Source organism: Streptomyces sp. NPDC006691, assembly GCF_042869955.1.
GTDB lineage: Bacteria > Actinomycetota > Actinomycetes > Streptomycetales > Streptomycetaceae > Streptomyces.
In genome coordinates this window covers 291,244-317,763 of sequence record NZ_JBIAGW010000006.1, presented here as the reverse complement: position 1 = coordinate 317,763, position 26,520 = coordinate 291,244, and the positions used below count along the sequence as shown (strand labels likewise).

The 26,520-nt window shown below is 71.5% G+C and carries 25 protein-coding genes; 11 read left to right on the top strand and 14 right to left on the bottom strand.

The genetic code is table 11. From position 1 onward, the window contains the following. The first annotated feature begins 132 nt into the window (after positions 1-132). Both ACFYNP_RS16985 and ACFYNP_RS16980 read left to right on the top strand, forming a co-directional pair. The gene (locus ACFYNP_RS16985) at positions 133-777 is read left to right on the top strand and encodes a hypothetical protein (RefSeq protein WP_388786173.1); all 645 of its coding nucleotides are present in this window, start codon (positions 133-135) and stop codon (positions 775-777) included. Next, complete coding sequence (locus ACFYNP_RS16980; RefSeq protein WP_388786171.1) at positions 777-2,000, top strand: MFS transporter; 1,224 nt, start codon at positions 777-779, stop codon at positions 1,998-2,000. Before ACFYNP_RS16985 ends, ACFYNP_RS16980 begins: the two co-directional genes overlap by 1 nt. A gap of 36 nt (positions 2,001-2,036) precedes the next feature. Here the strand turns inward: ACFYNP_RS16980 and ACFYNP_RS16975 are convergent, their stop codons facing one another. The 9 genes from ACFYNP_RS16975 to asnB all read right to left on the bottom strand — a co-directional run bounded on the left by ACFYNP_RS16975 (position 2,037) and on the right by asnB (position 12,195). Continuing rightward, on the bottom strand, positions 2,037-3,209 hold the full coding sequence (locus ACFYNP_RS16975) for a GNAT family N-acetyltransferase (protein WP_388786169.1): 1,173 nt from the start codon (positions 3,207-3,209) through the stop codon (positions 2,037-2,039). Positions 3,210-3,267: 58 nt separating this feature from the next. Further along, a complete protein-coding gene (locus ACFYNP_RS16970; protein ID WP_388786167.1) occupies positions 3,268-4,329 on the bottom strand; it encodes a 50S ribosomal protein L11 methyltransferase in 1,062 nt (353 codons plus the stop codon). Further along, the gene (locus ACFYNP_RS16965; protein WP_388412464.1) at positions 4,326-5,225 is read right to left on the bottom strand and encodes a TauD/TfdA family dioxygenase; all 900 of its coding nucleotides are present in this window, start codon (positions 5,223-5,225) and stop codon (positions 4,326-4,328) included. Before ACFYNP_RS16965 ends, ACFYNP_RS16970 begins: the two co-directional genes overlap by 4 nt. Position 5,226: 1 nt before the next feature. Further along, complete coding sequence (locus ACFYNP_RS16960) at positions 5,227-6,495, bottom strand: biotin carboxylase N-terminal domain-containing protein (protein ID WP_388786165.1); 1,269 nt, start codon at positions 6,493-6,495, stop codon at positions 5,227-5,229. A gap of 34 nt (positions 6,496-6,529) precedes the next feature. Further along, positions 6,530-7,270 carry a metallophosphoesterase gene (locus tag ACFYNP_RS16955; RefSeq protein ID WP_388412460.1) on the bottom strand — a complete coding sequence of 247 codons (741 nt, stop codon included), beginning with the start codon at positions 7,268-7,270 and terminating at the stop codon, positions 6,530-6,532. After that, positions 7,267-8,376 carry a phosphonopyruvate decarboxylase gene (gene aepY / locus ACFYNP_RS16950; protein WP_388786163.1) on the bottom strand — a complete coding sequence of 370 codons (1,110 nt, stop codon included), beginning with the start codon at positions 8,374-8,376 and terminating at the stop codon, positions 7,267-7,269. The genes ACFYNP_RS16955 and aepY overlap by 4 nt, the downstream gene beginning before the upstream one ends. Beyond that, the gene (locus tag ACFYNP_RS16945) at positions 8,373-9,227 is read right to left on the bottom strand and encodes an isocitrate lyase/phosphoenolpyruvate mutase family protein (RefSeq protein ID WP_388412456.1); all 855 of its coding nucleotides are present in this window, start codon (positions 9,225-9,227) and stop codon (positions 8,373-8,375) included. The genes aepY and ACFYNP_RS16945 overlap by 4 nt, the downstream gene beginning before the upstream one ends. Further along, positions 9,224-9,925 (bottom strand): class I SAM-dependent methyltransferase, encoded by a 702-nt coding sequence (locus ACFYNP_RS16940; protein WP_388412454.1) that lies wholly within the window; start codon positions 9,923-9,925, stop codon positions 9,224-9,226. The genes ACFYNP_RS16945 and ACFYNP_RS16940 overlap by 4 nt, the downstream gene beginning before the upstream one ends. Before the next feature lie 71 nt (positions 9,926-9,996). Then, positions 9,997-12,195, bottom strand: coding sequence for an asparagine synthase (glutamine-hydrolyzing) (asnB, locus tag ACFYNP_RS16935; protein WP_388786161.1), 2,199 nt, complete (start codon positions 12,193-12,195; stop codon positions 9,997-9,999). Between the two features lie 292 nt (positions 12,196-12,487). Here asnB and ACFYNP_RS16930 point away from each other — a divergent pair, with 292 nt between their 5' ends. Continuing rightward, positions 12,488-13,030: a CYTH domain-containing protein gene (locus tag ACFYNP_RS16930; protein ID WP_388786159.1), complete on the top strand. Its 543-nt coding sequence runs from the start codon at positions 12,488-12,490 to the stop codon at positions 13,028-13,030. Between the two features lie 10 nt (positions 13,031-13,040). On the opposite strand, the gene ACFYNP_RS16925 is transcribed toward ACFYNP_RS16930, so the two are convergent. Then, complete coding sequence (locus tag ACFYNP_RS16925) at positions 13,041-13,352, bottom strand: MazG-like family protein (protein WP_388786157.1); 312 nt, start codon at positions 13,350-13,352, stop codon at positions 13,041-13,043. A gap of 200 nt (positions 13,353-13,552) precedes the next feature. On the opposite strand from ACFYNP_RS16925, the gene ACFYNP_RS16920 reads away from it, so the two are divergent. Continuing rightward, complete coding sequence (locus tag ACFYNP_RS16920; protein ID WP_388786155.1) at positions 13,553-14,341, top strand: SDR family NAD(P)-dependent oxidoreductase; 789 nt, start codon at positions 13,553-13,555, stop codon at positions 14,339-14,341. A 172-nt stretch (positions 14,342-14,513) separates the two neighbouring features. Here ACFYNP_RS16920 and ACFYNP_RS16915 read toward each other — a convergent pair whose 3' ends face one another. Continuing rightward, the gene (locus ACFYNP_RS16915) at positions 14,514-14,777 is read right to left on the bottom strand and encodes a GlsB/YeaQ/YmgE family stress response membrane protein (RefSeq protein WP_100573259.1); all 264 of its coding nucleotides are present in this window, start codon (positions 14,775-14,777) and stop codon (positions 14,514-14,516) included. Between the two features lie 227 nt (positions 14,778-15,004). Between ACFYNP_RS16915 and ACFYNP_RS16910 the strand changes: the two genes are divergently transcribed. Next, positions 15,005-16,126 (top strand): ABC transporter permease, encoded by a 1,122-nt coding sequence (locus ACFYNP_RS16910; RefSeq protein WP_388786282.1) that lies wholly within the window; start codon positions 15,005-15,007, stop codon positions 16,124-16,126. 162 nt (positions 16,127-16,288) lie between these two features. Here ACFYNP_RS16910 and ACFYNP_RS16905 read toward each other — a convergent pair whose 3' ends face one another. Next, a complete protein-coding gene (locus tag ACFYNP_RS16905) occupies positions 16,289-16,492 on the bottom strand; it encodes a hypothetical protein (protein ID WP_388786154.1) in 204 nt (67 codons plus the stop codon). A gap of 371 nt (positions 16,493-16,863) precedes the next feature. Between ACFYNP_RS16905 and ACFYNP_RS16900 the strand changes: the two genes are divergently transcribed. Continuing rightward, the gene (locus ACFYNP_RS16900; RefSeq protein ID WP_388786152.1) at positions 16,864-18,759 is read left to right on the top strand and encodes an SMI1/KNR4 family protein; all 1,896 of its coding nucleotides are present in this window, start codon (positions 16,864-16,866) and stop codon (positions 18,757-18,759) included. Between the two features lie 81 nt (positions 18,760-18,840). Here the strand turns inward: ACFYNP_RS16900 and ACFYNP_RS16895 are convergent, their stop codons facing one another. Both ACFYNP_RS16895 and ACFYNP_RS16890 read right to left on the bottom strand, forming a co-directional pair. Continuing rightward, the gene (locus ACFYNP_RS16895) at positions 18,841-19,275 is read right to left on the bottom strand and encodes an OsmC family protein (RefSeq protein WP_388786150.1); all 435 of its coding nucleotides are present in this window, start codon (positions 19,273-19,275) and stop codon (positions 18,841-18,843) included. A 76-nt stretch (positions 19,276-19,351) separates the two neighbouring features. Next, positions 19,352-20,047: a DUF899 domain-containing protein gene (locus ACFYNP_RS16890; RefSeq protein WP_388786148.1), complete on the bottom strand. Its 696-nt coding sequence runs from the start codon at positions 20,045-20,047 to the stop codon at positions 19,352-19,354. A 203-nt stretch (positions 20,048-20,250) separates the two neighbouring features. Between ACFYNP_RS16890 and ACFYNP_RS16885 the strand changes: the two genes are divergently transcribed. The 5 genes from ACFYNP_RS16885 (at position 20,251) to ACFYNP_RS16865 (ending at position 26,446) form a co-directional block, all read left to right on the top strand. Continuing rightward, the gene (locus tag ACFYNP_RS16885) at positions 20,251-20,394 is read left to right on the top strand and encodes a hypothetical protein (protein WP_388786146.1); all 144 of its coding nucleotides are present in this window, start codon (positions 20,251-20,253) and stop codon (positions 20,392-20,394) included. A 193-nt stretch (positions 20,395-20,587) separates the two neighbouring features. Continuing rightward, on the top strand, positions 20,588-21,322 hold the full coding sequence (locus ACFYNP_RS16880; protein ID WP_388786144.1) for a dienelactone hydrolase family protein: 735 nt from the start codon (positions 20,588-20,590) through the stop codon (positions 21,320-21,322). 306 nt (positions 21,323-21,628) lie between these two features. Beyond that, the gene (locus ACFYNP_RS16875; RefSeq protein WP_388786142.1) at positions 21,629-22,237 is read left to right on the top strand and encodes a fasciclin domain-containing protein; all 609 of its coding nucleotides are present in this window, start codon (positions 21,629-21,631) and stop codon (positions 22,235-22,237) included. A gap of 257 nt (positions 22,238-22,494) precedes the next feature. Next, positions 22,495-24,276: a cytochrome c biogenesis protein CcdA gene (locus ACFYNP_RS16870; RefSeq protein ID WP_388786140.1), complete on the top strand. Its 1,782-nt coding sequence runs from the start codon at positions 22,495-22,497 to the stop codon at positions 24,274-24,276. A gap of 289 nt (positions 24,277-24,565) precedes the next feature. After that, entirely contained in the window at positions 24,566-26,446 is a 1,881-nt protein-coding gene (locus tag ACFYNP_RS16865; RefSeq protein WP_388786139.1) for a glycoside hydrolase family 9 protein, read from the top strand. The last annotated feature ends 74 nt before the right edge of the window (positions 26,447-26,520 follow it).

Here is a 26,520-nt window from a genome sequence, read left to right as displayed (position 1 = left end):
CACACGGACGAAGCGGCCTTCGGGACCCGCGCCGCGAAGGCGCCACCCGAGGGCCGCCCGGCCGACCAGACGCTTCCGCACGGCACCGGCCCGTGGCGGACCCGAGATGAGGACTGAACTGTGATCATTGCGATGGACGGACCCGACGGAGCCGGCAAGAGCAGCCAGGTCAAGCGGCTCGCCAGCTGGGCGGACAGCCAGGGCCTCTCCTTCCGGGTGGTGGGCAAATGGCAGGTGTTCGAGGAGGCCCAGGTGCCCCAGGCCCGCTTCCTGCGCGGCAGCAGCCTGGACGAACTCCGCGTCTGCATCGCCGAAATGCCCAACCCGGCCCGGATGCTGTACCTGGGCTGGCTCAACACCCTTGCCGCGGAACGCGCCAGGGCCGCGGAGGAGGACCTGGTCGTCCTCGACGGCTACTGGGTCAAGCACGCGGCCACCGAGCTGCTCGCCGGCTGCCACAAGGGCCTGGTGGACGCCATCGTGGACGCGACCGCGCCCGTGGACATGGTCGTCTTCTTCGACGTGACGCCCGAGGAGGCGCTGCGGCGCAAGAAGGGGGACATCACCCCCTACGAGTGCGGACGTGACCCCGAGTGCCGGCCCGAGCGGTTCCTCGCCCACCAGGCGGCGGTGCGTGACATCATGCTGGAGTGGGTCGAGGACCGCGGCTGGGACGTCATCCGCGCCAACACCGCGGACGCCGCCCACCACCAGTTGCGCAAGCTGCTCGTTCCGCGGCTGGAAGAAGCCGCGGCCACCCGCGCGGCGGCCCTGTGATGGCACGCCGCCCCGCCACCCTGCGCAGGAGTCTGTCGGCGGCCCTGTTCGTCCGCTACCTCGGGGCCGGCGTGTGGGCGCCGCTCCAAGTGCTGTTCTTCGTCAGGTCGGTGGGCCTGTCCACGAGCCATGTCGTGCTCGGCCTCACCGCGGCCGGGCTCGCCGGACTCGCCGCCGGGCCGGTGGTCGGACGCCTGGCCGACCGGTTCGGGCCGCGCGAGGTCGGCATCGCGGGCCTAGTGGCGCAGGCGGCCGCGGCGGCCGCCCTGATGACGGTCCGGGGGATGGCCGGCTTCCTCGTCGTCATCACGCTCATCGCGCTCGGGCGCGGCGCGTTCCCCGCGATCAGCGGCGCCCTGGTGGCCCATGTCGGAGGCGACGACAGGGTCGCCTTCCGGGCCCGCATCTACTCCCTCCAGAACCTGGCGATGGTCACCGGCTCGCTGCTCGGCGGCCTGGTGCTCCAGGCGGACACCCGGCTCGCCTACACCATCGCGATCGGCGCCGACGTGGTCTCCTACCTGGCCGCCGCCCTGCTGGTCGCACGGCTGCCCCATCTGCCCCCGGTGCCCCGGGAGCACGGCAGCGGCCGTCGCTACGCCCTGACGGACCGGCCGTTCCTCGCGGTGAGCCTCCTGTCGGGCGTCCTGGTGATGTTCGACGTGTTCCTCACGGTCCTGATGCCGGTGTGGATCGCCGAACACACCGAGGCACCCCGCTGGACGGTGTCCCTGATCTTCGCCCTGAGCTGCACACTCGTCGTGCTGTGCCAGACGCGCGTGGCCAAGGGCGTGGACACCCCGCGCGACGGCGCCCGGACCATGCGGCGCAGCGGGCCGGTCATCGCGGCCGCGATGCTGCTCGTCTTCGCCGCCGCCCATGTGCCCCCGTACGCGGCGATGACCCTGCTCCTGGTCGGCGCGGCGGTGCTGACCCTCGGCGAAATGCTGTTCACGGCCGGGGAGTACGCCCTGTCGTTCGGGCTCGCACCCGATCACGCGCAGGGGGAGTATCAGGGCGTGTTCGCGGTGGGCGTGGGCATCGGCGGGGCGGTCGCGCCCACCGTCCTGAACGCGCTGTGCCTGGTCGCCGGGCCGCCCGGCTGGTTCGCGCTCGCCGCGCTCATGGTGACGGCGGGCGTCCTGGTGCCCCCGGTCGCCGGGGTCGCCGAGCGCAGCCGCCCGGCCCGTCCGCCGGCCACCGTCACCGGCACCGCGACCTGAACGGCCGCCGGGGGCAGGCCGATTGGGGCCGCGGCGTCAGCCCCTGGCGGTCACCAGCCGGACGACGGGCGACTCGATGCCCGGGTCGATCGCGGCGAACGTCTCGCGGCGCTCCTTCTCCTCGGCCCGTACCCGGTCGAGCATCGGGCCCGACCACGGAGCGTCCAGGACCAGCGCCCACAGCGGCTGGAGGTGGCCGCCCCGGGCCACCTTGGCGTCCAGCGAGTCGCAGCTCATGTCGAGATGCCGGTAGCCGTGCTCGGCCGCGTACCGGACGGCCTGGTAGTAGGTCAGGTTGAAGTAGACCGAGGCGGCCCGGGCCATCGAGTCGTCCACTCCGTGCGAGCGGCCGTACATGACATCGCCCCAGAAGAAGAACTGGGTGAACCCGACCATGCGATCGTCCTGATAGGCCGCCAGAATGCGGCAGTTGTCGTCGAACAGGGCGACCTGCGCGGTGAACCGCTCGCTCTCGCCCTCGTCCGTGACGTCGTGCCCGTAGCGGCGCAGCACCTGCGCGGAGAGCGGCCCGAGGTCCTCGTGGCACTCGGAGAGCAGTCGCACCTCGGCCCGGCAGCCGGCCTCCTCGAAGCGCCGGATCTCCTTGCGGACCGCGGCGAACCGGCGCGAGCTGAGCCGCTCGCGATAGCCGTCCATGCCGGTCGGGTCGACGGGGATGACCGCGGTCGCGTCCATCAGGACGAGCCGGTCACCCGGCGCGAGGACCGGCAGGAGCTGCTCCACCGATGCGTCGGTGACGTACAGCATCGCCGCGAGACCGCCGTCCGCCGCACGCCGCTCGCGCAGGCGGTCGAGGAGCGCGCGCAGGGCCGCCCGGGCCAGCGGCGCGGGCGTTCCCGGTGCGACCAGGGCCTCGCTGGTGTAGCCGAGGCGGGTGCCGCCGAGCAGCAGCGGCCGGTCCTCGCAGGTGGGCTCGGCGACGCCGGGGAACAGTACGGCGGGATCGTAGAAGTGCGGCACCTTCGCGGTGAACCGGTGGACGGGCAGCGCGGCGAGGCGTCGCCCGCCCGCCGCGGCGACCAGGTGGCCGGGAACGGAGTCCCGCAGCTCCTCGCCGTAGCGCAGCCAGGTGTGGCCGGAATACAGCGAGGCGTCGCCGGCCAGGGCGTCCCAGGCGGCGGGCTCGACCTCGTTGACCGAGGCGAGCTCATCGATGTGTATGTCCTCGACCCGCGCCCGTTCCGTCACGGAGCACCTCCCTGTTCGCCTGCCGTCGCGCCGCACGGCGCCTCACGTTAGGCGGTGATCACCGCTCGGTGTGGTCGAGTACGCGAAATCCGGACACCCCGCGGTCGATGCGCAGATAGGAAAGCCGGGCACGGGTGGCACCGCGGCGCGCGAACATCTCGGCGACCTCGGAGCTCAGCGCCTGGGCGTCGGCGTCCGGATCCGCGTCGAGCAGGTCGGAGACGGTGGTCTGCACCAGGTCCGAGCCGGGGTCGACCGCCATCGCGTCGGTGAGGGACACCACGAGAGCGCATCCGTGGGTCTCGGCCCAGTCGCGCAGCTCCTTCGCCATGAGCACTTCGTCGCCCGCCTGGAACAGGAGCGCGGTCAGATGGGCGGTGCCGTGCGGTGCCAGCCGCCGCGGCAGGCCCTCCAGGACCCGGCGGCCGACGCTGAACCCGTCCTCGCCGCCCTGCTCCGCGGCCTCCTGGCCCGGCGGGATCGGCGTCGGCAGGAACGGGATGTTGGCGACGACCCGGTCGAAGGGGCGGGCGTCGGGAGCGAGGGGCGCGTAGAGGTCGCCCGCCAGCACCTCGACCCGGTCCGCCACGCCGTTGAGTTCGGCGTTGAGCGCGGCCACCCGCGCCACGTCGTCGAACAGCTCCACCATCGTCGCCCGGGCGCCGAGCTGGGCCGCGATCAGCCCCTGGAAGCCCGGCCCCGCACACAGGTCGAGGACCCGGGAGCCCGGCCGGCAGGAGATGCGCCGGGCCAGTGCGAGCGAGTCCGGGCCGAAGTAGTGGCGCACCTGGAAGAGGCTCGGCGGCTCCGCGAAGAGCCATACCCCCTGGGCCCGGAACAGGCTCACATCGAGCAACTGGGCCTCGTTGTCCTGCTGGAGGGCGACCCCGTACTCCTGGAGCCGTGGCAGCGCGGCCGCCACCGCCGCCGGCAGCCGGTCCACCTTCGCGGGCCTGCCGAGCAGGAGGAACCCGGCGGTCGTGCGGAGTTCTCCGTCGAGCAGGTCGACGGCGCGTGCCCACTCGGCGAGGTCCACGGAATCGGCGGAGAAGCCCGCCAGGAACTCGGCGAGGCCCAGCTCCTCCAGTGCGGTGACGAGCGGCGTGAGGATCGCGTTCACCGGGCCGTCCCGGCCGGCTGCTCCTGCGGCAGGCCGATCCAGGTGCGCAGGAGCAGCCGGCCCCCGCCGTCGGAGCCGTCGTCCTCGAAGGGGGTGCGGCCGTGCACGATCGAGCGGTTGTCGATGAAGATCATCTCGCCGGGGGCGAGCCGGCCGTGGGTCTGGAGATCGCGCCGGTCCAGCAGCTCGTCGAGGAGGTCGAGCGCCGTGATCTGGTCCTTCGACAAGGGCGGGATCCCCGGATGGCCGTGGCCGATCTCGATGTAGTCGCGCAGGTAGTACACCCGCTCGCGGCCACCGCTGAACTCCAGTACGGGCCGCTCCACGGTCAGTGGAAAGCCGGGGGCGTCGTCCCGGGTGTCGAAGTGGACCGGCAGCCGCAGCGCCGCCAACTCCTCGGGGTGGTCCGCCAGAAGCTCCAGGAGGTCGCTGACGTGGACCGTCACCAGGGCGCCGCCGCTGCGCGCCTGCCGGTGGCAGAACAGCGCGAAGACATCGGGCAGGCGCCCGGGGCGATGGGCCGCGTCCGTGTGCAGGCTGCCGCCCTGGCGGCTGTCCGAGTAGCGGCCGGTCGCGCCCTCGCCGAGCCTCACCCCGCGGTCGCGGACGTCCCGGAGCAGCGCCCCGTGCCCGTCCTGCGGCAGGAGGTCCCCGGTGAGCCGGGAGACGGCCACGGTGAAGCCCCGCGCCTGCTCCTCGGTGAGGTGGTCCAGACCCGCCAGGACGAAGAACCCGGGCCGGGCGTCCAGGTGCCGCCTCGTGTACTCCTTGAGCGTTCGGCCGAACTCCCGGTACCAGGAGGCGTGTTGGTCCCGCTCGGTGCTGTGGGCCAGCGCGAGGGCGAGCTCCGCGTCGACCTGGTGGCGGACACCCGAGAACGGGTCGGTGCTGTGCATCTCAGACTCCCAGTGCTTGGCCGGTGCGGGGTTCCCCGGTCAGATCGCAGTGGCGCAGCCATGCGGCTATGTCCGCCCCGCAGTGCGCGACCCCCGTTATCTCGCTGCCCTCGACCGCTTCGAGTACGGCCCGGGCCAAGGTGGCCCGGTCGTCACCCGTGGCGAGGATCTGGGTGACGATGTTGTCCAGGACGACGGGCCGGCTCACATCGAGCGCGCAGTTGTACAGCGCCCCCGGCGTCGGCGCGAGCGACAGGGACTCGATGGTGCCGGGCCCCTCGATGAACACCCTGGCCTCCACACAGTGCACCCCGCGGTCGGCCGTGATGGCGCCGGGGGAGAGCAGTCCGCCCTCGGCCAGCTCGATCTGAAGGGCCACCACGTCGATGCCGGTCTGCGCCTCGCACATCCGATAGGCCAGCGGGAGGCGGCCGTTGACCTCAAGGAAGTAGTGGCTGTGGGCGTCGACGATGAACTCCACCGTCGCGACGTTCCGCAGCCCCATCCCCGTCACGAGCCGGGCCGAGTCCGCACGCATCCGTGCGAGCCGGTCGGGCCCCACCCCCTGCACGGGCGAGGCTTCGAGCAGCTTCATGCTCCCGTCGACCAGCAGGCTCTCGCGCTCCCCGAGGAAGACGACGGTGCCGGCGTCGTCGAGCGCCACGGTGACCCCGACCACGCGGCCCTTCTCCACATAGCGCTCGGCGTACCAGTCGGTCCCGTCGTCCAGGGCCAGGACCGAGAGCGCGTCCTCGGTGTCCCTCGCCGTCTGGAGGATGCGCACGCCGAGGCCGCCGCACCCGTCGACGGGCTTGAGGATGACGGGCAGGCCGATGTCCTGGATCAGCGCGGCGATCGCCTCGGGCCCGGCCGCGTGCGGCAGCACGGGCAGGCCAAGCCGGCCGGCCGTGGCGACCGCGCGCTCCTTGTCCCGGGCCTCGGCCAGGACCGCGGCGCCCGGCCCGATGTAGGCGATGCCCGCGGCCGCGAGCCGCTCGGGGAGCTCGGGGTCCTCGGCGAGGGCGCCGTACCCCGGGTAGACGGCGTCCGCGCCGCAGTCGAGCGCCGCGGCCACGATCCGGCCCACATCGTCGTACGTCTCGGCGAGGCCGGTGCCCGGGAGGTACGCGCAGCCGTCCGCCGCGAAGGAGTGAAGGCGCTGGGGGTCGGACGTGGCGGCTACGGCGATGGGCGACCAACCCTGGTTGCGGAAGGTCTCGATGGCACGCGCGGCGATCGCGCCGCGATTGGCGATCAGGACTTTTCTCATGGCCTTCTCCCAGTCGGGCTCTCGGTCGGGCGCGTCAGCTCAGGGCCCGGTAGTGCGTGACCAGACGGCGCTGGTCGTCGAGGACGTGAAAGGCGAGCCCGGGTGCCAGTTCGAAGTCGACGGCGTCGCGGCCCTCGAACGGAAGCGGCACGGTGGAGGCGACGCCGGGCGCCACGAGCAGGGGCAGCCCCGCGAAGGTGGTGGCCGCCGCCGTGTGCGCGTGACCGCACAGCAGCGCGACGACCTGCGGATGGCGGACCAGGACCTCGGCCAACCGTGCCTCCTGGAACTGCCGCAGCCGGTCCACGTGGGGCGTGTGCAGCACCACCGGCGGGTGGTGGAAGCACACGAACACCGGCCGGTCGGCGCTCTCGCCGCCCAGGGTCTCGTCCAGCCAGGCCAGCGTCCGGTCACTGATCAGACCCTCGTCGCTGCCCGGGATGGTGGAGTCGCACAGCAGGAAGGTCGCGCCCTTGGTGCGCACGACCTGGTTCAGCTCGTCGTCGTCGGGCTTCTCGTCGAGCAGCCCGGTGCGGAACGGAGCCCTGCGGTCGTGGTTGCCGGGAAGGACGAGCACCGGGTAGGGCAGCGCGAAGAGCTCCTTCGCCTGCTGGTACTCCTGCGGCGCGGCGTGATCGGCGATGTCGCCGGTGACGAGAACGGCGTCCAGCGGTCCCGGCAGATCGCGCAGATACGACATCACGCGCTCGGCACGCTCGGTGGCCCGCGGGCCGGTGTCCAGGTGGAGATCGCTGACGTGGGCGATGGAGATCACGGCAAGTCCTTACGGGACAGGGCGACTTGACCCTTGAACCGCGCGGTCACCTCGGCATTGGTGTGGGCCGATGTGACACGCGGCGGAGTGGCGCCGCCTTTGGCGATGAATACGGCGATCAGGTGCGGGCCGGGAAGGTCCGCCACCTTCGCCATATGATCGTCGATCTCCGCCTCGGTCCGACAGGTCTCGCCCGTGCGATAACCCGCCGCGAGCGCCAGGTCGGCCCACCGCATGGACGAACCCCGTGTGCGCTGGCCGCCCGTGGAGTCGTAGGAGCCGTTGTCGAGCACGATGTGGGTGAGGTTCTCCGGGCGCCGCTCGCCGACCAGGGCGAGCCCGCCGAGGTGCATCACCGCGGCGCCGTCCCCGTCGATGACCGCGACCCGCTCACCGGGACGGTTCAGGGCGGTGCCGAGCCCGAGGCCGATGGCGTGTCCCATGGAACCCTGCATGTAGAAGTTCCGGCCGCTGTCGCGCACGCCGAACAGCTCTCGGCTGATCATGCCGGTGGTGCTGTAGACAAGGGCTTCGTCCAGATGGCGTGCCAGCGCCGTCACCGCGGTCCGCCGGTCGAGCGGGGCCCGGGACGGCTCGGCCGGCACCACGCAGGTGCCGACGGTCTTCGCCGGTACGAGGACCACGAACTGGCGCTGCCGCGCGCGCTCCTCCTCCGCCCGCGCGAGCAGCGCCGTCAGGCTCTGTTCGGTGGGTTCCAGGATGCCGTGGGCCACCCCGACGGATTCGAGCACGCCGATGGTCGCGGCGCCCATCGCCGCGTGGTGCGGCTCGTCGTCCTCGGCGTTCGGCCAGCCCCGCAGGCTCACGAAGAGCAGCAGCGGTATCTCGTACGCCATGCTCAGCGAGGTCAGCGGGTCGAGCAGATTGCCGAGGCCCGAATTCTGCGCCAGGACCGCCGACTTGACGCCGCTGAGCTCCGAACCCGCGGCCATGGAGAGGGCGATGCCCTCGTTGGGGGCGGGTACATAGCTGCCGCGCTGTTCGAGGAGGGCGAAGGGACCCTTGAGGAAGGAGCAGGGCACCCCGCTGAAGAAGCCGTAGCCGTGCCGGTCCAGCTCCGCGCAGAAGAACTCGGCGCTGATCATGCGCTCCACTCCTCCCAGCGCGAGACCCGCGTCAGACCGAACAGCTCCTTCATCGAGGTGATGGACCCCTCAACACCCGCCGTTCCGCCGTGCAGTTGGATCTCGGTCAGCACATCGCGCATCGCCGAGACCGAGGCGCGCAGGGTGTGGTTGGCGTAGATCACCATCGAGACGCCGGCCGCCTGGGCCTCGGCGAGGTCCCAGTGCGGATAGGTGGTCGGCACCACGACGATCGGGGTGCGCGCCTGCCAGGCCTGGAGGAACTCGACGATCTCGGCGGGCGTGGACTTCTTGGAGTGGATGAGGATGGCATCCGCGCCGGCGTCGGCGTACAGGTGTGCGCGGCGCAGGGCCTCCTCCTGGCCGCGGCCCGCGATGAGCGCCTCGACGCGGGCGACCACCGTGAAGTCCGGGTTGCGCCTGGCCCGTACGCCCGCCTCGATGCGGCCGGCGAACTCCTCGGCCGCCTCCAGGTCCTGGCCGCCGCGCAGAAAGCTGTTCCGCTTGGGGAACAGCTTGTCCTCGAAGCAGACGCCCGCGATGTCGGCGGACTCGAACTGCTGGACCGTGCGCACCACATTGATCTTGCCGCCGAAGCCGGTGTCGCAGTCGGCGAGCAGCGGCAGGCCGGTCGTCTGGTTGGCGTGCGAGGACGCTTCGAGGAGTTCGGCCATGGTGAGCAGGCCGAGGTCCGGCAGACCGCGCGACGCGGAGATCTCGAAGCTCGACGCCCACAGGCCGTCGAAGCCGGCCTCCTCGATGAGGAGGGCGGTGAGGGCGTCGCGGCATCCGACGATGCGGGCCGTCTCGGGCCGCTCCAGGAGCTCGCGGAACAGGGCTGCCTTGGTCACTGTGTCCCCGCCCTCTGCGCGAAGTGCGTGTGGTTGGTGCCCGCCACCGGGGCCGCCGGCGTCTGGAACACGCAGTGCCAGTGGAACGAGCCGGGCTTGGAGTGTTCGGCGTCCTGGGCGCTGATCAGCTGGAATCCCTCGTGCAGGCGCAGCAGGTCGGCCGCGTCGACATACATGTGCGGATGCACCTTGTCGTCCGTCGCGCCCGGCTGGCAGAAGGTGTTGGGGCTCACCTCGTCGCCCTTGCCGTACTCGCCGTTGCGCTTGGAGAGCATCGTGCACTGGTAGACACCGCCCGGCCGCAGCACCCGGCGGACCTCGGCCAGGGTCTTGGCCAGGCTCGCCTCGTCGCCGTGGTAGACCACGTTGAAGGCGAGTACATAGTCGAAACTGCCATCCGGGTAAGGGAGTTCGGTGAAGTCGCCGACATCGAGGGTCACCTGGAGGGAGCGCTCGGCGCTGTCGGCGCCGGCCGCTTCGAGGGCGGCGGGCGCCCGGTCGATCCCGGTGCTGACGAAACCCTCCTCCGCGAAGAAGAGCGCGTGCCGGCCGATTCCGCAGCCGAGGTCGAGCGCGTCCTTGGCGCCGAGCGCGCGCAGCCGGGTGGCCTCTTCCACGACCCAGGGGTGGGGGCGGGACCAGTCGGCGCGGCCGCTGTCAGTGCGCCAGACCTCGTCCCAGTAGAGATGGGCTGTCATGGGTGACCTCGTTCGTCATTACGTCCGTACATCCAGGTCCGGATGCCGATTCCGATGGGGGTGGGGTGCGGTCAGCCGGCGGACGCGACCGGCTGCGGTACGACGTCCAGGAGGCCGGCCTCCAGGGATTCGTCGAGCAGCGGCCGCATCTCCTGGAGGTCGCAGCCGACGGAGGCCACGACGTCCGCGAGGGTGCGCCGGCCGTCCAGGCCGCGCAGCAGCCGCAGCCAGTCCAGGTGCGTGACCTGGTCGATGACGAAGCGCAGGCTGCCGTCGACGACGACGTAGGACGTGTGCGTCTCCTCGGCGTCGTCCAGGACCAGGACGCCTTCGGCGCGCCGCAGGACGGACTCCTCGCCGACCTCGGTGCGTGCGAAGAGTCCGAGCACCTCGGGGCCCTCGAAGTCCGTGACCCGGAGCTCGTAGGGCGCGGGGCCGGTGGAGGGGCGGCTGGCGGGCGGATCCACCGTCATGTGGTCGAGCAGCCCCAGGTTCACCACGCGCATCAGCAGTTCGACGTGTCCCGAGCCCTGGTCGTGCTCCAGGCGGCGCAGGGCGCGGCGCATGTTCGTGCCGTCCAGGTACTGCGCGGCCCGGGGCGAGGAGAGGGCCTCCTCGATCAGCTCGTCGTCGTGCTGGGCGAGCATCCTGGTGAAGGCGCGGTGGGTGTGCCGCACCCCTTCGCCTTCGTAGAAGGCCAGTTTGGGCCTGCTGATGACCTCGGCGGGCAGGATGTCCTTCACCGCGTCACGGATGATCTGCTTGTCCCAGAACAGCTGCTTGCGGTAGGCGCGCGGCACGGTGGCGAGCAGCTCGATGATGCGGTGGTCCAGGAACGGGACGCGGGCCTCGACACCGTTGGCGGACGCGGTCCGGTCCTCCACCCAGAAGTTGTACTGCTGCATGTCGCGGAACTTCCAGGCCAGATACGACCCGTACGGGTCGTCGACCGCGCCCGGCTGATAGGCGTCGACCGCGCGGTCGCTGAGCAGCGGCAGATCGGTTCCCTCCCACCACACCGAGACGGGGGACTGGGAACCGAGGGCCTTGCGGCGGGCGAGCGTGCGCAGGTTGGTGGTGAAGTCGTCCCATCCGCCGCCGCCGGCCAGGCTGACGCTGTAGCCGCCGCTGAACTCGTCGGCGCCCGAGCCCAGGAGGATCGCCTTCAGGCCGGGCCGCTCGGCGCGGGCGAAGCGGTACATCTCGCTCTTGTAGAACTGCTCGGGCCCGCACTGCGGGGACTCCATGAGCCACAGCAGCCGCTTCCACTCGTCGGCGGAGGGGATCCGGTCGGCGCCGAAGGCGACCTGGTGGTTGGGCAGACCCAGGAGGGCTGCGGTCTGCTGCGCGTACTGGGCGTCCTTGTTGACGACGGTGCTGCCGGTCAGGGCGGAGAAGGTGTGCAGGCCGGTGTGGGCGGACAGCGCGGAGATCGCCGCCGAGTCGAGGCCGCCGCTCAGGAAGACACCGATCTCGGCGTCGGCGACCAGACATTCGCGCACGGACGAGGCGAGCAGTTCGGCCATGCTCTGGACGAAGAAGCTCTCGGGAAGGTGGTCCGCCTCGGCGGGAGTGGGCAGCTCCCAGTAGCGGTGCACCCGGGTCGCGCCGTCGCGCAGGCTGATGTCGACGATCGCGCCGGAGGGCACGTGGTCGACCTCCTTGAACCACGTCACCGGGTCGTCGTCGGTCATCGCGGGTGCGGCGCTGAGCCCCTGGTCGGCGAGTGCCCGGGCCCAGTCGAGCTCACGGGGGCACTCGGGGTGCTGGAACAGGGCCTTGATCTCGGACCCGAACAGTACCTTCCCGCGGCTGCGGTTGAGGAAGAGCGGCTTGATGCCGAGGCGGTCACGGGCGAGCAGCAGCCGCTGCTCGCGCAGGTCGATGACCGCTATGCCGAACATTCCCCGCACGTCGTCGAGGAAGTCGAGGCCCTTTTCCAGATAGAGGTGGAGCAGGACCTCGCAGTCGGACTCACTGCGGAACTTCGCCCGGCCCTCAAGGCTCTTGGTGAGTTCCTTGTAGTTGTAGATCTCGCCGTTCGCGGCGAGGATGACGTTTCCGTCCTCGCTGACGAAGGGCTGACGGCCACCCTCGGGGTCGATCAGGGCGAGCCGTGTGAACGACATACAGGCCTGTTCCGTGTGGTGGAACTGCATGTCATCGGGGCCACGGGGGCGCAGGGCACGGGCCATGTCGCGCAGAATCCGGTCGGCCGACTCCGCCAGACCACTTCCATCTGTATGGGCGAATCCAGCAATTCCGCACATGTGGCTTCCGACTCCCGTGTGAATTTCTGCGTATGGAGTGGACATGCCACGCCCCTCGATGAGAGGCGTGGCATGTGGGTCACTACTAGCGAACGGTAGCGACGATGGTGCCCTGCTCGACCTGCTTGGCCTCGGGCTTGGTGTAAACCTTCATGTCATTCACCTCCGTGCGATGTGTTCGGCTCTTACTGGTGAAGAGCTTGCAAGAGGCCGGTTGCGCGGTGGTGGCGTGCCGGTGGCGCGCCGGTGTTCCGGCGCCGGAGCCCCCAACTGCCGCCCCCGCGCTGTATAGATGGGTGATCCCGAGGCGGCACGACAGGAGGACATGTCCATGGGCGAGGAGATCGAACGGCGCTTCCTGGTGGCGGGCGAGGTGCCCGACGGCAGCACGCTCAGGACCGAACGGATCGAGCAGGGGTACCTGCCCCTGGACGTGGCCGGCGCCGAGGTCCGCGTCCGACGCCGTGGCGGTCAGGTCCTCATGACGGTGAAGGGCGGTACCGGCCTGGTCAGGACGGAGTGCGAGGAGCCGATTCCGCCGGCCCTCTTCGACGCCCTGTGGCCCCTGACCGAAGCGGCCCGCGTCGCCAAGGAGCGCCGCACGGTCGCCCTGGCGGGCGGGAGGACGGCCGAAGTGGACGACTTCTGGGGGCGGCTCGCCGGACTCGTCATGGCGGAGGTCGAGTTCGAGACCGCCGAAGCGGCGCACGCCTTCCGCCCGCCGTCCTGGTTCGGCCGGGAGGTCACGGACGACGCCCGGTACCAGAACCGCTCGCTCGCACGCGGCGAAGGGGTTCCCGAGTCCGCGGGGCCGGACGTCGGCGACGGCTCCTGAGGCCTGCCCCTCAGAGGCCTTCGCCCTCGACCCGGTGCAGCACACCCCGGGCGTCCCGCGTGTACACCCGCTCCCGGTTCTTCGCGATCTTCCGCTCGACCTCGGTCTCCAGGTCGATGCCGCTCATCTCGGCCAGGGCGGTCAAGTACAGGAAGACGTCCGCCAACTCCTCGCCGTAGTCGGGGAGTTGCTTGCGCCAGGCCGTGAACGCCTCGCCCACCTCGGCGGTGAGGAGGCCGAACTCCAGTGGCACATCAGTGGTGTTGAAGCCTTTCTCCCGTTTGTTCTCCCAGGCGAGACGCTGGGCTGAGCGGATGTCCACGAGGCCTCCGGCATGCGGCTTTGGGTGTGCGGTGGGACCCTACAGCGAGCCCGCCCGACCCCGTACACGGCGAGCCCCTGCCCGGCCGGCCCGGAGGCGCGGGAACCACCGGCAGGGGTGGGAAAACGGGAGAAACGGGGAAGCGGACACACGGCAGCGGAAAACGGAGCCGCCCCGGCGGCAGTACGGAGGCAGTCAGCGTGCGCATCGATCTTTCCGGGCGGACGGCCCTGGTGACCGGATCCACCCAGGGCATCGGCGCGGCCATCGCGTCCGGGCTCGCGGCGGCCGGAGCGCGGGTCGCCGTGAACGGCCGCGGCGCGAAGTCGGTGGGCGAGGCCATCGAGCGCCTGGGCAAGGACGGCGGCGACTTCGTGGCGGCCCCTGGTGACATCGCCACGGACGAGGGCGCGGCGGCCGTCTTCGAGGCCGTGCCGCAGGCCGACATCCTGGTGAACAACCTCGGCATCTTCGGCGCCAGGCCCGCGCTGGAGATCGACGACGCCGAGTGGCGGCGCTACTTCGAGATCAACGTCCTGACCGCCGTCCGGATGACCCGCCGCTACCTGCCCGGGATGGTCGAGCGCTCCTGGGGCCGGATCCAGAACATCGCCAGCGACTCGGCGGTGGTGGTGCCCGCCGAGATGATCCAGTACGGCATGTCGAAGACCGCGCTGCTCGCCGTCGCGCGGGGCTTCGCCAAGGAGGCCGCGGGCACCGGCGTCACGGTGAACTCGGTCATCGCGGGGCCCACCCACACCGGTGGCGTGGAGGACTTCGTGTACTCGCTCGTGGACCGCGACCTGCCGTGGGACGAGGCCCAGCGCGCCTTCATGCGCGAGTACCGGCCGCAGTCGCTGATCCAGCGGCTCATCGAGCCCGAGGAGATCGCGCACATGGTCGTCTACCTCAGCTCGCCCTTCGCCTCCGCCACCACGGGCGGTGCGCTGCGGGTGGACGGCGGATACGTCGACTCGATCCTGCCGTAGGCGCGGATCCCGCCCCGGGCGGAGAGCCGGGCGGAGAGCCGGGCCCCGAGGCCGGATCGGGGCGCCCGTTCCCCCGGAAGACCCAACGCGCGCCACGAATCTCTCCGTGCCTCCCCGGGCGGCTGCCGGGAGGCACGGAGAGTTCGGGCGTCAAGGCCGCGCCGGGCCGGAGTCAGCCGCGGCGGCCCGAGACCAGGCGGTAGAGGAAGAGCACGATCACCGAGCCCACGATCGCGGTGATCCAGGTCGACAGGTGGAAGAAGCCCTTCACCCCGTCGACTCCGAAGACGAGCTGGCCGAGCCAGCCGCCGAGCAGACCGCCCACGATGCCGATCACCATGGTGACCAGACAGCCGCCGGGGTCCTTGCCCGGGGTCAGCGCCTTGGCGATGGCTCCTGCGATGAGCCCGATGACGATCCAGGCGATGATGCCCATAACGGAAACCCGATTCCTTTCGTTGCGCGACCCGGTGGTACCGCCGACCGGGTGGTGGCAGCGGGGAGCCGGTCCCCCCGTTCGCCTTCGAGCCGGTACCCCCGGCCGGCGCCCGCGCACGGGACCAACGGCCTTCATGCCGTGACCGAAGGTCCCCGACCGGGGGGCTCCGGCCGGGGCAGACGGCACGGAGAACGTCCCCGGTACCGGATTGGTCGCACATGCCGATGGAAGAAGACGACGCCAGCCGCCCGACCGCGGAGCGGGGCGGCGCGCCCGGGGAGCCCCACGGGGGCCATGGCGCGCACGCGCGCAAGCGGGGCGCGGGCGGTACCTGGGCGGACTTCAAGGACTCGCCGTTCTTTCCGGCGGTCGTCCTGGTCTTCATCCTGGCCGCGGCCGCGGGCCTGTTCGCCGGCTCGTACACGTACACCATGGCCAATCCGACGCCGCACCACATTCCCACCGCCGTGGTCGCGCCGCCCGGCTCGCCCGAGGCGAAGCAGTTCGTCGCCGGGATGGACAAGGCCCTGAACGCCTCCCTGGACGTGCACGCGTACCCGGACGTCCCCGCCGCGCGGCAGGCCATGGAGGAGCAGACCGTCTTCGCGATCCTCGACGTCCGGCCGACCGGGGTGCGCATGGACGTGGCGGGCGCGGCCGGCGCGTCCGTGGCGCAGGTCCTCGCCCAGGCGGCGCCCCCGGTGGCCAAGGCCGTCGGCGTACCGGTGACGATCACCGATGTGAAGCCGCTCCAGAAGGGCGACCCGCGCGGCCTCGCGCTGTTCTACATCTCCCTCGCCGCCGTGGTGCTCGGCTTCGTCGGCTCCATCCAGCTGAGCGTGCACGCCCGGACGCTCAACCCGCTGGAGCGGATCGCGTTCACGGTGGCCTACTCACTCCTCGGCGGCTTCGCCATCGCGGCGGTGGTCGACTGGGGACTCGGCGCGGTACGGCTCCCGTTCGCCGAGTCGTGGCTGATCCTCGCGTTCACGATGTTCACCTCCGGGATGGTCTTCACCATGTTCAACACCCTCATCGGACGCTGGGCGATGCTGCCCACCTGGGGGCTCATGGTGCTGCTCGGCAACCCCTCGTCGGGAGGCGCGGTGTCCTGGCCGCTGCTGCCCTCGCTCCTCGGCCACATCGGGCGCTGGCTGCCGCCGGGCGCGTCCGTGAACGCCCAGCACACGGCCGTGTACTTCGCCGACGCCCAGCACGCCTTCCCGTTCCTGGTCCTGGCCGGCTGGTCGCTGCTGTCCTGCGCGGTGTTCTGGTTCTGGCGCCACCGCCACCCCGGCGGCCGTGACCGCCCGGCCCCGGCGCACGGGGCGGCACCGGCCGCCTGACGCGACGGGGCCCACCGGGGCCCGGGTGACAGTGCCGTTGCGATCCCCGGCTTTTCGAGTGGCTTTGGGCCCTGGACCGGCCGGGTGTCCGAGTACGCCGGCACAGGAAGGGCGCCCAGCGCAGACGCCTCACGTCGTAGCGGCAGGCTCAGTGCTTCCGGATCAGGCGTGGCGGAGTGAGGCATGGATGCGGGCGATGGCCCGCAGCACCTGGTCGCGATTCCTGGCCTGCTTCATCCACGCGGGCAGGCGGCCCACCACGGTCATCTTCCGGCCGTGGTCGTGCCAGGGAATCCCTGGTGTGGGGAGATCGAACTCATCGAACCATTGCGCGAGCCAAGCACCGACGGCTCCCACGGGAGACATCTCAGGCTCAATGGCCGAGCCGCGCCATGGCCTGCTCCGGACAGCGGCGCAGCGTCACCGGGCGCACTTCGCCCGGCCCCAGGTGCCGGACGTCGCCGGCCGCCACCAGCTCGGCCATGGCGCCCACCGCTCCTCGACGGGGGCGCCGGATGGTGCCGGTGTGCGCAGTAGAGGTCGATGTGATCGCCCCCAACCCGCCGCAGTGAGGCGTGACAGGCCGTCCGTACGTACGTAACCGGCCGAGGTGTCCACGACGTCCACCCGTCCCGACGCCGTCGTGGCGCGGCCCCAACTTCGTTGCCACGACGGTGTGTTCCCGCTCGCTCGCTCGTCCGGCCCGCCTGTCAGTGCCAGGTGCCAGGATCGCCCGCATGGACGCAGACACTATCGACTGGCGGCGCTTCCTCACCCGATGGAGCGCGGAGTGGGCCGACGCGCGGCGCGACGAGGTGGACCCGAGCCCGGAGGACGAGGTGGCCCAGCGGGAGAGATGGCTCGGTTACGCGCCGGCGGACGGGGCGGACATCGCGGCCCTGGAGGAACGGCTGGGCTGTGAACTGCCGCCCTCCTACTGCGCGTTCCTCCAAGTGAGCAACGGCTGGCGGCACGCGGGCGGCTTCGTCTGGAAGCTCGCCGGAACCGAGGACGTGCACTGGCACGAGGACGTCCATCACCTCGGTGAGACCTTCGACGCCTCCTGGGGTGACGAGGACAACCCGCCGGAGGTGCGGGCGCAGGTCGGCCTGTGGGCCCGGGCGCTTCAGCTGCACGTCGAGTCGGACGCGACCTATCTGCTGCTCGACCCGGCGGACGTGGGTCCGGACGGCGAGTGGGCGGTCCGGGAGTGGGCGGGCTGGCATGCCGCCGAGCCATGCAGGTATCCGTCGTTCGCGGCCTACATGGTCGCCATGCACCAGCAGTTCCACCACTTGGCCGCCGGGAGCCGGGGGCAGCGGACCATCGATTTCGTGAACGACACCACGCGTGAGCAGGACGCGGTGGTCGGTCGGGCCCGGACCTTGGCACTGCGCGGCGACTACGAGGAGGCTGCGCGCCTGCTGACGGATGCCGCGAAGTACGGCCGACCCCATGCGGACGAACTCCTGGACCAGATAGCGAGGTTGGGCGGTGTGTTCGGCGTCCGGCGACCGCAACCGCTGCCCTGCGACTCGGCCTTCCTGTCCGATCTCCTTCCGCTCGCCGCCGCCGAGCTCCGCGACAGCGGTCGTGGGGCGGATGGCCGGCTCTTCGCCCACCCCGAGTTCTTTCCCGATACGGCGCGGGCCGCGGCGGACATCCTGCGCGAGATGGAAGCGGGGACCTGGCGCTACGCCCCGGGCGGCGCGTTCGGCGAGGCCGTCGACGAGGCCCGGGAGAAGGCACGTTGGGGCGACGCCGACACCGCCTGGCGCGTCCTGCGTGCCGCCCTTCCGTGCTGGGAGTCGCTCGGCCCCGACCACATCGCGCCGCTGGGCCTGCTCGCCGACCCCGTCCTCGCCATGGTGCTCACCCCTGAGCGGCGTCTGGAACTCCTCGCCACACCACGCGGTGGTGAGCAGGGCCACATGCCGAGTCCCACCGGCGACCTGGACCCGGGCGGGCTGTCCTGGCTGGTCCGCCCCGATGGCTTGGGCCATGGCCGGCGGTCCGGCTTCCGGTTCGTCCTGGTCGAAGGGGTCGCGCCCGCCGAACTGCCGGAGCTGATCGGATCCAGCACGGTGCTGGCCCCGCCTCAGCGCACGTGGGACATTCACCATCCACCTGGCCTGCGGCAGCCGTCCCAGCGTGACGACAGGGCGCTGTTGAGCGTCGGACGCGCGGCACCCGGCTGGAGCTTCGGCATCGACGTGGAGCTCCATCCCTTCGTCGCGGATCGGCTGGTCTCGCCCGCCCCGGCCGCATCGACGCGCGGCGGCCACGCGATCGTGGTGTGGTACGAGCCACGCCCGGGAGCCGAGGTCTTCCACCTTTCGGTGGCCCGGGCCGGGGATCTTCTGTATGCCTTCACCGTGCGAGCAGGTGCGGTCGCGGAGGTCACCGGCGCTCTCCCCGCCGAGCTCGTCCCGCACGCACTCGGCTTCACCAACCCCGGCGAACAGGCCCAGCGGGCCGCGGCGGCCCGTGCGCTGGACGTCGTCGCCGGGCGCCACGGCCTCACGCTGCCGCGGCTGGCCCTGACCCAGGGCCGGCTGCACTCCTTCGAGTCGGTGTCCTGGTCGCGACCGCCGGGCCCCGGGGACTTCTGCTGGACGGCTGCCAGCGACTGACCACGCCCCTGGGTCGAGCTCCAATTTCCCTATGGAGAGGCCCCGTTGAGGGTCCGTGGCCGCCGCCTTGACGTGTCGGGCTCAGTCGTCCGTGTCGGAGACGGTCGCGCTGACCGGTGTGCCCGCCTCGATCGTGCGGCTGACGGTGCACAGGCGGTCGTGCGAGGTCTTCACGGCGCGGGGGAGGATCGCCCGGGCGCGATCCCCGGACGGCCCTTCCGGGAAGGTGACGGAGAAGGTGACGTCGAGGTCCGACATCCGGTTGCCGTCCTCGTCCTCGACCTTGTTGCCCTTGACCGTGACGGTGAACGTCGCCGGATCGGCGTGACGGCTCGTGGCGACCTCGACGTCGGCCGCGGTGCAGCCGCCGATCGCCGCAAGGAAGAGCTCGACCGGTGTGAAGTCGGTACCCGAGCCGGTGCCGAATTCCAGCGTGCCTTCGCGGGCGTTGGTCGCGGTGAACCGGCCGGAGCCGGATCGCTCGATGGTGAGGGAGCGCAGCGAATCGTCAGTCATGGCGACGACGGTAACCGCGGGCCCACACCGGAGGAGGGAGCCCCGCCGCACCGCGGCGGGGCCCGCGACCGCGGCCTCAGTCGCCGGGCGCGCCCGGACCGTAGGCCGCCGCGATGTCCTCGGAACCGGCCCACTTGCTGTAGGTGGGCGACTGGGGCCAGCCGTCGGGGGAGTCCTGCCACTCCTCCTGGCGGCCGTAGGGAAGCGCATCGATGAGGGAAAACGTGTGGCCTAGCTGCTCGACGCCGCGGCCGGTGGTGTGCCAGGTGCGGTAGACGGTGTCCCCGTCGCGCAGGAAGACGTTGACCGCGAAGCCCCCGCCGGGCGGAGCGCCGACGTCCGCGCCGAACGGGCTGTTCGCCGTGGAGTACCAGGCCATCTTGTTGCCGACCCGGCGCTTGTACGCGAGGGCCTCGTCGATCGGCCCCTGGGTGACGATGACGAACCGGGCGTCGTAGGCGGCCAGGAACTCCAGGCGGGTGAACTGCGAGGTGAACCCCGTACAGCCCGAGCACTGCCACTTCTTGCCGGAGAACCACATGTGGTTGTAGACGATCAGCTGGGGCCTGCCGTCGAAGACGTCCGCGAGGCGCACCGGTCCCTCCTCCCCTTCGAGGGTGTAGTCGGGCATCTCCACCATCGGCAGAGCGCGACGCTGGGCGGCGATGGCGTCGAGCTGCCGGGTGGCGGCCTTCTCCTGTACGCGCAGCTCGTCGAGCCGACGCTGCCAGGTCTCGGCATCGACGACGGGCGGCAGTGCCTGATCGGTCATGGGTTCCTCCGGAGTCACGGCGGGGTACGGCGGGCCTGTACAGCCCCTAGGTAGGGACCGCTCTGATAGGTGGACCGCGCCCGGCCGCGTATCTCATCGCTGCCGTCGCATTCATTCGACACCGAGCCGCGCGTGATCCGGCCAATCTCCGAGCCGGTCGGCGACGAACCACAGGTGACCGATTGTGTTCCGGGGTGAAGGTGATGACGGACCAGGAGTTCGAGGCTCTAATGGCGCAGGCGAAGGCCGCCGCCCGACAGGCCGGCTTTCCCGCACCGCCGCCCCCCGAGGACGAGGACTACACCCATCGCAGCCAGCACGCCGAGTTCGGCGCCGCAGCGCATTGACCGCGCGTGCAGTACTCCCCACGTGCAGTACCGTCGGGCCCCCGTGGAGCAGCCCCCACGCGCGCTGCTGGCCGCCTGGACGGGCGATCAGCCCGCGCGAGCGGCCCGCACGACCAATCCCCTGCGAAGGGACCTGCGAGGGGCCCCACCGCGACCATCTGTACGCCCCGCAGCAGAGAGGCAGCCCTGCCCGATGAGCCACGTACCGCCCATGGACACCGACCCGCTCGCGCCGAGGGGAGGTGCCGCGGGAAGGGTGGTCTGGAGGAAGTCACCGAGGGCCCTCGCCCGGCTGCTTTCCGGCTCCGGCGCGGCGCCCGAGGCGGTCGTCCTGGTCCTGCACGGCGGGCGCTCGGAAGCGCTGACCCCGCCGCCACGCCTCAACCTCCCCGCCGCCCGCATGCGCCCCTTCAGCTCGCAGATCGCCGGGGCGAGCCGCGCCCACCGTGTGCTCGTGGGGGAGGTGCGCTATCGCTACCGCGGGTGGAACGGGGCCCGTGGCGACGCCGCCCGGGACGCGCGCGAGGCCTTGGCGGAGGTGGGCCGCACGGTGGGCGACGACGTCCCCGTGGTCCTGGTCGGGCACTCCATGGGCGGGCGGGCCGCACTGCTCGTCGCCGGACATCCTCAGGTGCGAGGCGTGGTGGCCCTGGCCCCCTGGTGCCCGCCCGGCGAGCCGGTGGCCCACCTCGCCCACCGGCGGGTCGTGGTGCTGCACGACGAGAGCGACCGGGTGACTTCGGCCCGGCAGTCGTGGGCGTTCCTCGACCGAGCGGGTCGGGCCGGCGCGACGACCGAGGCCATCAGCATGCCCAGCGGCGGTCACGCCATGGTGCGAGGCGGCCGCGCATGGCATCGCACCACCGCGGCCGCCGTGCTGGACATGCTCGAACTACCGCCCCGGCAGGGCCACTTGAGGCCACGCTGAGACGGACGACGCCCCACCGGGCCGATCTCCGGACCGCAACGGCTCCCGGGAGGGCAAGGGGGTGTCGCTTGATACCTGATACTCCCCAATGTCTGCTGAATGTCTCCTGGCGGGTAAATGTCTACTGACAGGTAGAATAAATCGGGCGAAAGCGGCAATCCGCATGTGCCCGGGCCTCGAATCATGGGTATGGCGTGGGCTTCTCTCCGCCCGGTCACGTCCCTCGGGCACGCGGCAGACAGTCGCGGGGAAGCCAGGATCCGTCCGCTCGTCCGGTCGCTTCCGCGCCTTGGCCAAGGAGGAACCATGGACACCAGCCGTATTCGGCGCACAGTGCTCGCGGGTGCTGCCGCCGTCGTACTCCCTGCCTCGCTCATCGCCCTCGCCCCGGCGGCGTTCGCCGACAGCACTCCAGGCCCCTTCGGGACGGCCTGTGCGGGTGTGCCCAAGGGCGGTGCGGGCAGTTTCGCCGGTATGGCCAAGGACCCGGTCGCGACGGCCGCCTCCCACAACCCGGCCCTGTCCACTCTCGTCACCGCGGTGAAGAAGGCCGGTCTGGTGGACACCCTGAACAACGCGAAGAACATCACCGTCTTCGCGCCCACCAACGACGCCTTCAACAAGATCCCGAAGGCTCAGCTGGACAAGGTGCTGAACGACAAGGCCATGCTGACCAAGATCCTCACCTACCACGTGGTGGGCCAGAAGGTCACCCCCGACCAGCTGGCGAAGGGCAGTTTCAAGACCCTTGAGGGGAGCACCCTGAAGACCACGGGCTCCGGCACCTCGTACAAGGTCAACGCCAGTGCCTCCGTCGTCTGCGGCAACGTGCCGACGGCGAATGCCACCGTCTACATCATCGACAGCGTGCTGATGCCCGGCATGCCCGGCATGCCCGGCATGTCCGGCAAGTAGGAGCCGAGCCGCCGCACATCGCGTGCGGCTCCACACCCCCACGTCCCCCAGCGCCCCGAACCGGGCCTGGGGGACGTCGCCGTGAGAGCGCGGCCCGGTGCGGAGCCGGCGACGGTGATCCCGGGGCATCCCGCCACGGTGACCCCCGGGGCATCCCGCCACGGTGACCCCCGGGGCAATCCGGCGGCGGCACGGTGACGAATCAAGGGGGCAGGAGGTCGCGACAGCCGGCCTTCGTTTCCCGAGAGCGGGCCGCCATGTTGGTACTGATCCTGATCGGACTCCTGGGCGGGCTGATCACCGCGGTGTCACCGTGCATCCTGCCGGTCCTGCCCGTGGTGTTCCTGGCGGGCGGCCCCGCGGCGGACACCGGGCCCCGCCCGGGCGAGGGGAAGGCCGAGGAGCCGGCACAAGGTGCCACCGGGGCCACGAGCACGCTCGTGGCCGACCCCGAAGCGGCTCCCCGGCGCACGCGCAACCGGCGGCCCTACGCGGTGGTCGCGGGCCTGGTGCTCAGCTTCAGCTTCTTCACGCTGCTCGGCGTCACCCTGCTCTCGGCCCTCGGGCTGCCGCAGGACATCCTGCGTTATGTCGGCCTGGGCCTGCTGGTGCTGATCGGGTTCGGGCTCATCTTCCCGCCCATCGAGCGGCTCCTGGAGAAGCCGTTCGCCCGCCTCCCGCAGCGGCAGGTCAACAAGGGCGGCAGCGCGTTCGTCCTCGGCCTCGGACTCGGACTCCTGTACGTGCCGTGTGCCGGGCCCGTCCTGGCGGCGATCACGGTGGCCGGAGCGCGAGGGCGGATCAGCGGTGAGATCGTCGAGCTGACGGTCTCGTTCGCCGTCGGCACGGCGATCCCGCTGCTCGCCTTCGCGCTCGCGGGACGACGCGTGGCCGAGCGCGTCGCGGCCTTCCGCACCCGGGCCCGCGCATTCCGCATGGTCGCCGGTGTGCTGATGGTCGCCCTCGCGTTCGCCCTGGCGTTCAACGTCACGGACGCCGTCCAGCGTGCCCTGCCCGACTACACATCGGCGGCGCAGAAGAAGGTCGAGGACAGCGACACGGCCCGCCAGCAGCTGTCCGGGCTCTACGACAACTCCAACAAGGAGCTGTCCCGCTGCGAGGACGGCATCGGCCAACTGCGCTCCTGCGGCAAGGCTCCCGCCATCGACGGCATCGCCAAATGGCTCAACACCCCCGGCGGAGCGCCCATCGACCTCGCGGCCCAGCGCGGCAAGGTCGTACTCATCGACTTCTGGACCTACTCCTGCATCAACTGCCAGCGCAGCCTGCCGCACATCGAGGCGTGGAACGCCGCGTACAAGGCGTACGGGCTCGAAGTGATCGGCGTGCACTCACCGGAGTTCCCCTTCGAGAAGGACCCGGGCAACGTCGCGAGCCAGGCCAGGAAGCTCGGCGTGACCTACCCGGTCGCCCTCGACAACAAGCTGACCACCTGGGACAACTACCGCAACCGCTTCTGGCCCGCCAAGTACCTCATCGACGCCGACGGAACGGTCCGCTACTTCAAGTTCGGCGAGGGGCAGTACGACCAGACCGAGAACCTGATCCGCACGCTCCTGAAGCAGGCCGACCCGAAGGTGCAACTGCCGCCCAAGACCGGCCAGAAGGCCGACGTCCTGACCGCGGACCGCACCCCGGAGACGTATCTGAGCAATCTGCGCATCCAGGGCTACGTCGGAACCGCGCTCGTCGACGACAGGCCGGCCACCTACCGCTTCCCGGCCACCATCCCGCTCAACAGCCTCTCCCTGGACGGTACGTGGACGGCGGGATACGACCACTTCACCGCCGGTGAGAACGCGCGCCTCGCCTTCACCTACCGGGCCAGGAACGTCAACCTGGTCCTGGGTGGCGACGGGCCGGTGACGGTACTCGTCAACGGCAAGGTCACCAAGACCGTACAGGTGCACGGCGCGCCCTCCCTGTACGCCCTCGTCAACGACGACAAGCCCGCCCGGGCGAACCTCGAACTCCGCGTGGCCCCGGGAGTGGAGGGCTACGCCTTCACCTTCGGCTAGCCGAGGGCCGCGGGGGCCGGTGCGGGCATCGAGGCCGGTGCCCGCACCGGCCGCGGTCGTCCGCCGGCGCACGGGGCGGCGGAGTCACGCGTCAGGGGCGCCCGTAGGCTGGCGGTGTCCGCCGCGGGTGCGGAAGCCGGCCCGTCGGCGGAGCGCCCGCCCGGCAGCCAAGACCAGGTCCGCCGGTCGAGACTTCGTCCGCCGGCCAAGAACCCGTCCGCCAGTCAAGAACCCGTGCGGCAGACCCTCGTGTGTCCGCCGGCCAAGAGAAGGCAGCAGCCAGCCCCCGATGTCTCCGCGCCTGCCACGCCCCCGCGTTCTCGTCCTCGCCCTCGTGCTCTGCCTCGGCGCGGGAGGAGCCGCCTGGTACGCGCTGCCCGAGCACGACGACGGGCCGGGACCCGTCGCCATCAGGGTCGACCAGGGCGGCTATGCCGGCCAAGAGCCCAAGGCCGCCTTCGCGATGGGGCCGCGGGACAAGCTGGCCGGGGCGCACTTCGAGGTGGTCGACGAGGCCGGGCGGGCCGTACTCGACGGCGCTCCCGGCCCCCGTACGGGATCCTGGAACCGGGCGTACGACACCGTGCGGCCCCTCGACCTGTCCGCCCTCACCAAGCCCGGCACCTACCGGCTGCGCCTGACCGGCACCGCCGACGCCGTCTCGCCCCGGTTCACCGTGGCGCCGGCGGGCGAGCTCATGAAGAACCTGGCGGCCGACAACGTCCGCTTCTTCCAGGCGCAGCGCGACGGCGCCGACATCGTTCCGGGCGAACTCGGCCGCAAACCCTCCCACCTCGCGGACCGCTCGGCGCAGGTGTACGCCACGCCCCACTACAACGACGACGGCACCCGGCTGACTGCCCCGCTGCGGAGGACAGGGCAATCCGTCGATGTGTCGGGAGGGTGGTTCGACGCGGGGGACTACCTCAAGTTCACCCACACCGCGTCCTACGCCACGGACGAACTGCTTCTCGCGCAAAGGGCGTTGCCCGACACCCCCGGGCTCGCGGCGGAGGCCCGGCACGGCCTGTCCTGGCTCGACAAGATGTGGGACGGCCGCACCCGAACGCTCTACGCGCAGGTCGGCCTGGGCGCCGGCGACAAGAAGCTGCACGGCGACCACGACGTGTGGCGCCTGCCGGAGGCGGACGACGCCCGGCAGGCGCAGGACGGTGACGCGGACCAACTGGTCGCACTCCGGCCCGTCTTCCGCGCCAACCAGCCCGGCGCGCCCATCAGCCCGAACCTGGCCGGCCGGGTCGCCGCCGCCTTCGCGCTGGCCGCACAGATCGACGCGGCCCATGATCCGGCCGGCGCCCGGCAGTGGCTGGGCAAGGCCGTCGCCGTCTACGGCCAGGCCGACACGCACAGCCCCCACCGACTGGTGACCACCTTCCCGCACGCCTTCTACAGCGAGGACTCCTGGCAGGACGACATGGAGTTCGGCGCCGTCGAACTCGCGCTGGCCGCACAGCGGTTGGGAGACGACAGGGCCGAGGAGTGGCACACGCAGGCCGGCAAATGGGCGCGCGCCTACCTGTCCTTTGGCAGTCCCGGCACACTCGACGTCTCCGACGTGAGCGCGCTCGCCCACGCGGACCTGCTGCGCCTGGGCCCCTCGGACGCGGTCGCCGCCGACCTGCGAAGGCAGCTCGCCGACGGCGAACGCCGTGCCGCGAAGGACCCCTTCCGCGCCGGAGCGGTCTACACGGACTTCGACGCCGTGCCGCACACCTTCGGCCTCGTGGCCACGGCCGCCCTCTACGCCAAGGCCACCGGCGACCACCGCTTCGACGCCTTCGCCGGGCAGCAGCGGGGCTGGGCGCTCGGCGCCAACGCCTGGGGGACGAGCTTCATGATCGGCACCGGCGAGGTGTTCCCGCACTGCCCGGCCCATCAGGTGGCCAACTTGGCGGGCAGTCCCACCGGCCGGGGCGCGCTGTTGCGGGGCGCGGTCGTCAACGGGCCCAACGGGGCCAAGAAGCTCTCCGGCGACGAGACCCTGGAATCGACGCGCCCGTGTGCGGCGGGCGACGCCGAGTGGAAGCGGTTCGACGGCAAGGGCGCCCGGTACGTCGACCGGGTGGGAGCCTGGCAGACGGTCGAGCCCGCCGACGACTTCGGCTCGACGGCACTCCTGGCCTTCGCCCTGTCCGGCGCCACGACATGACGACCGGCGGGCAGCGGCACTCGACCGCGTGAACCGCCCGGCGGGGCGCGGAGGAGCGTGACGAGGTCGCGGCA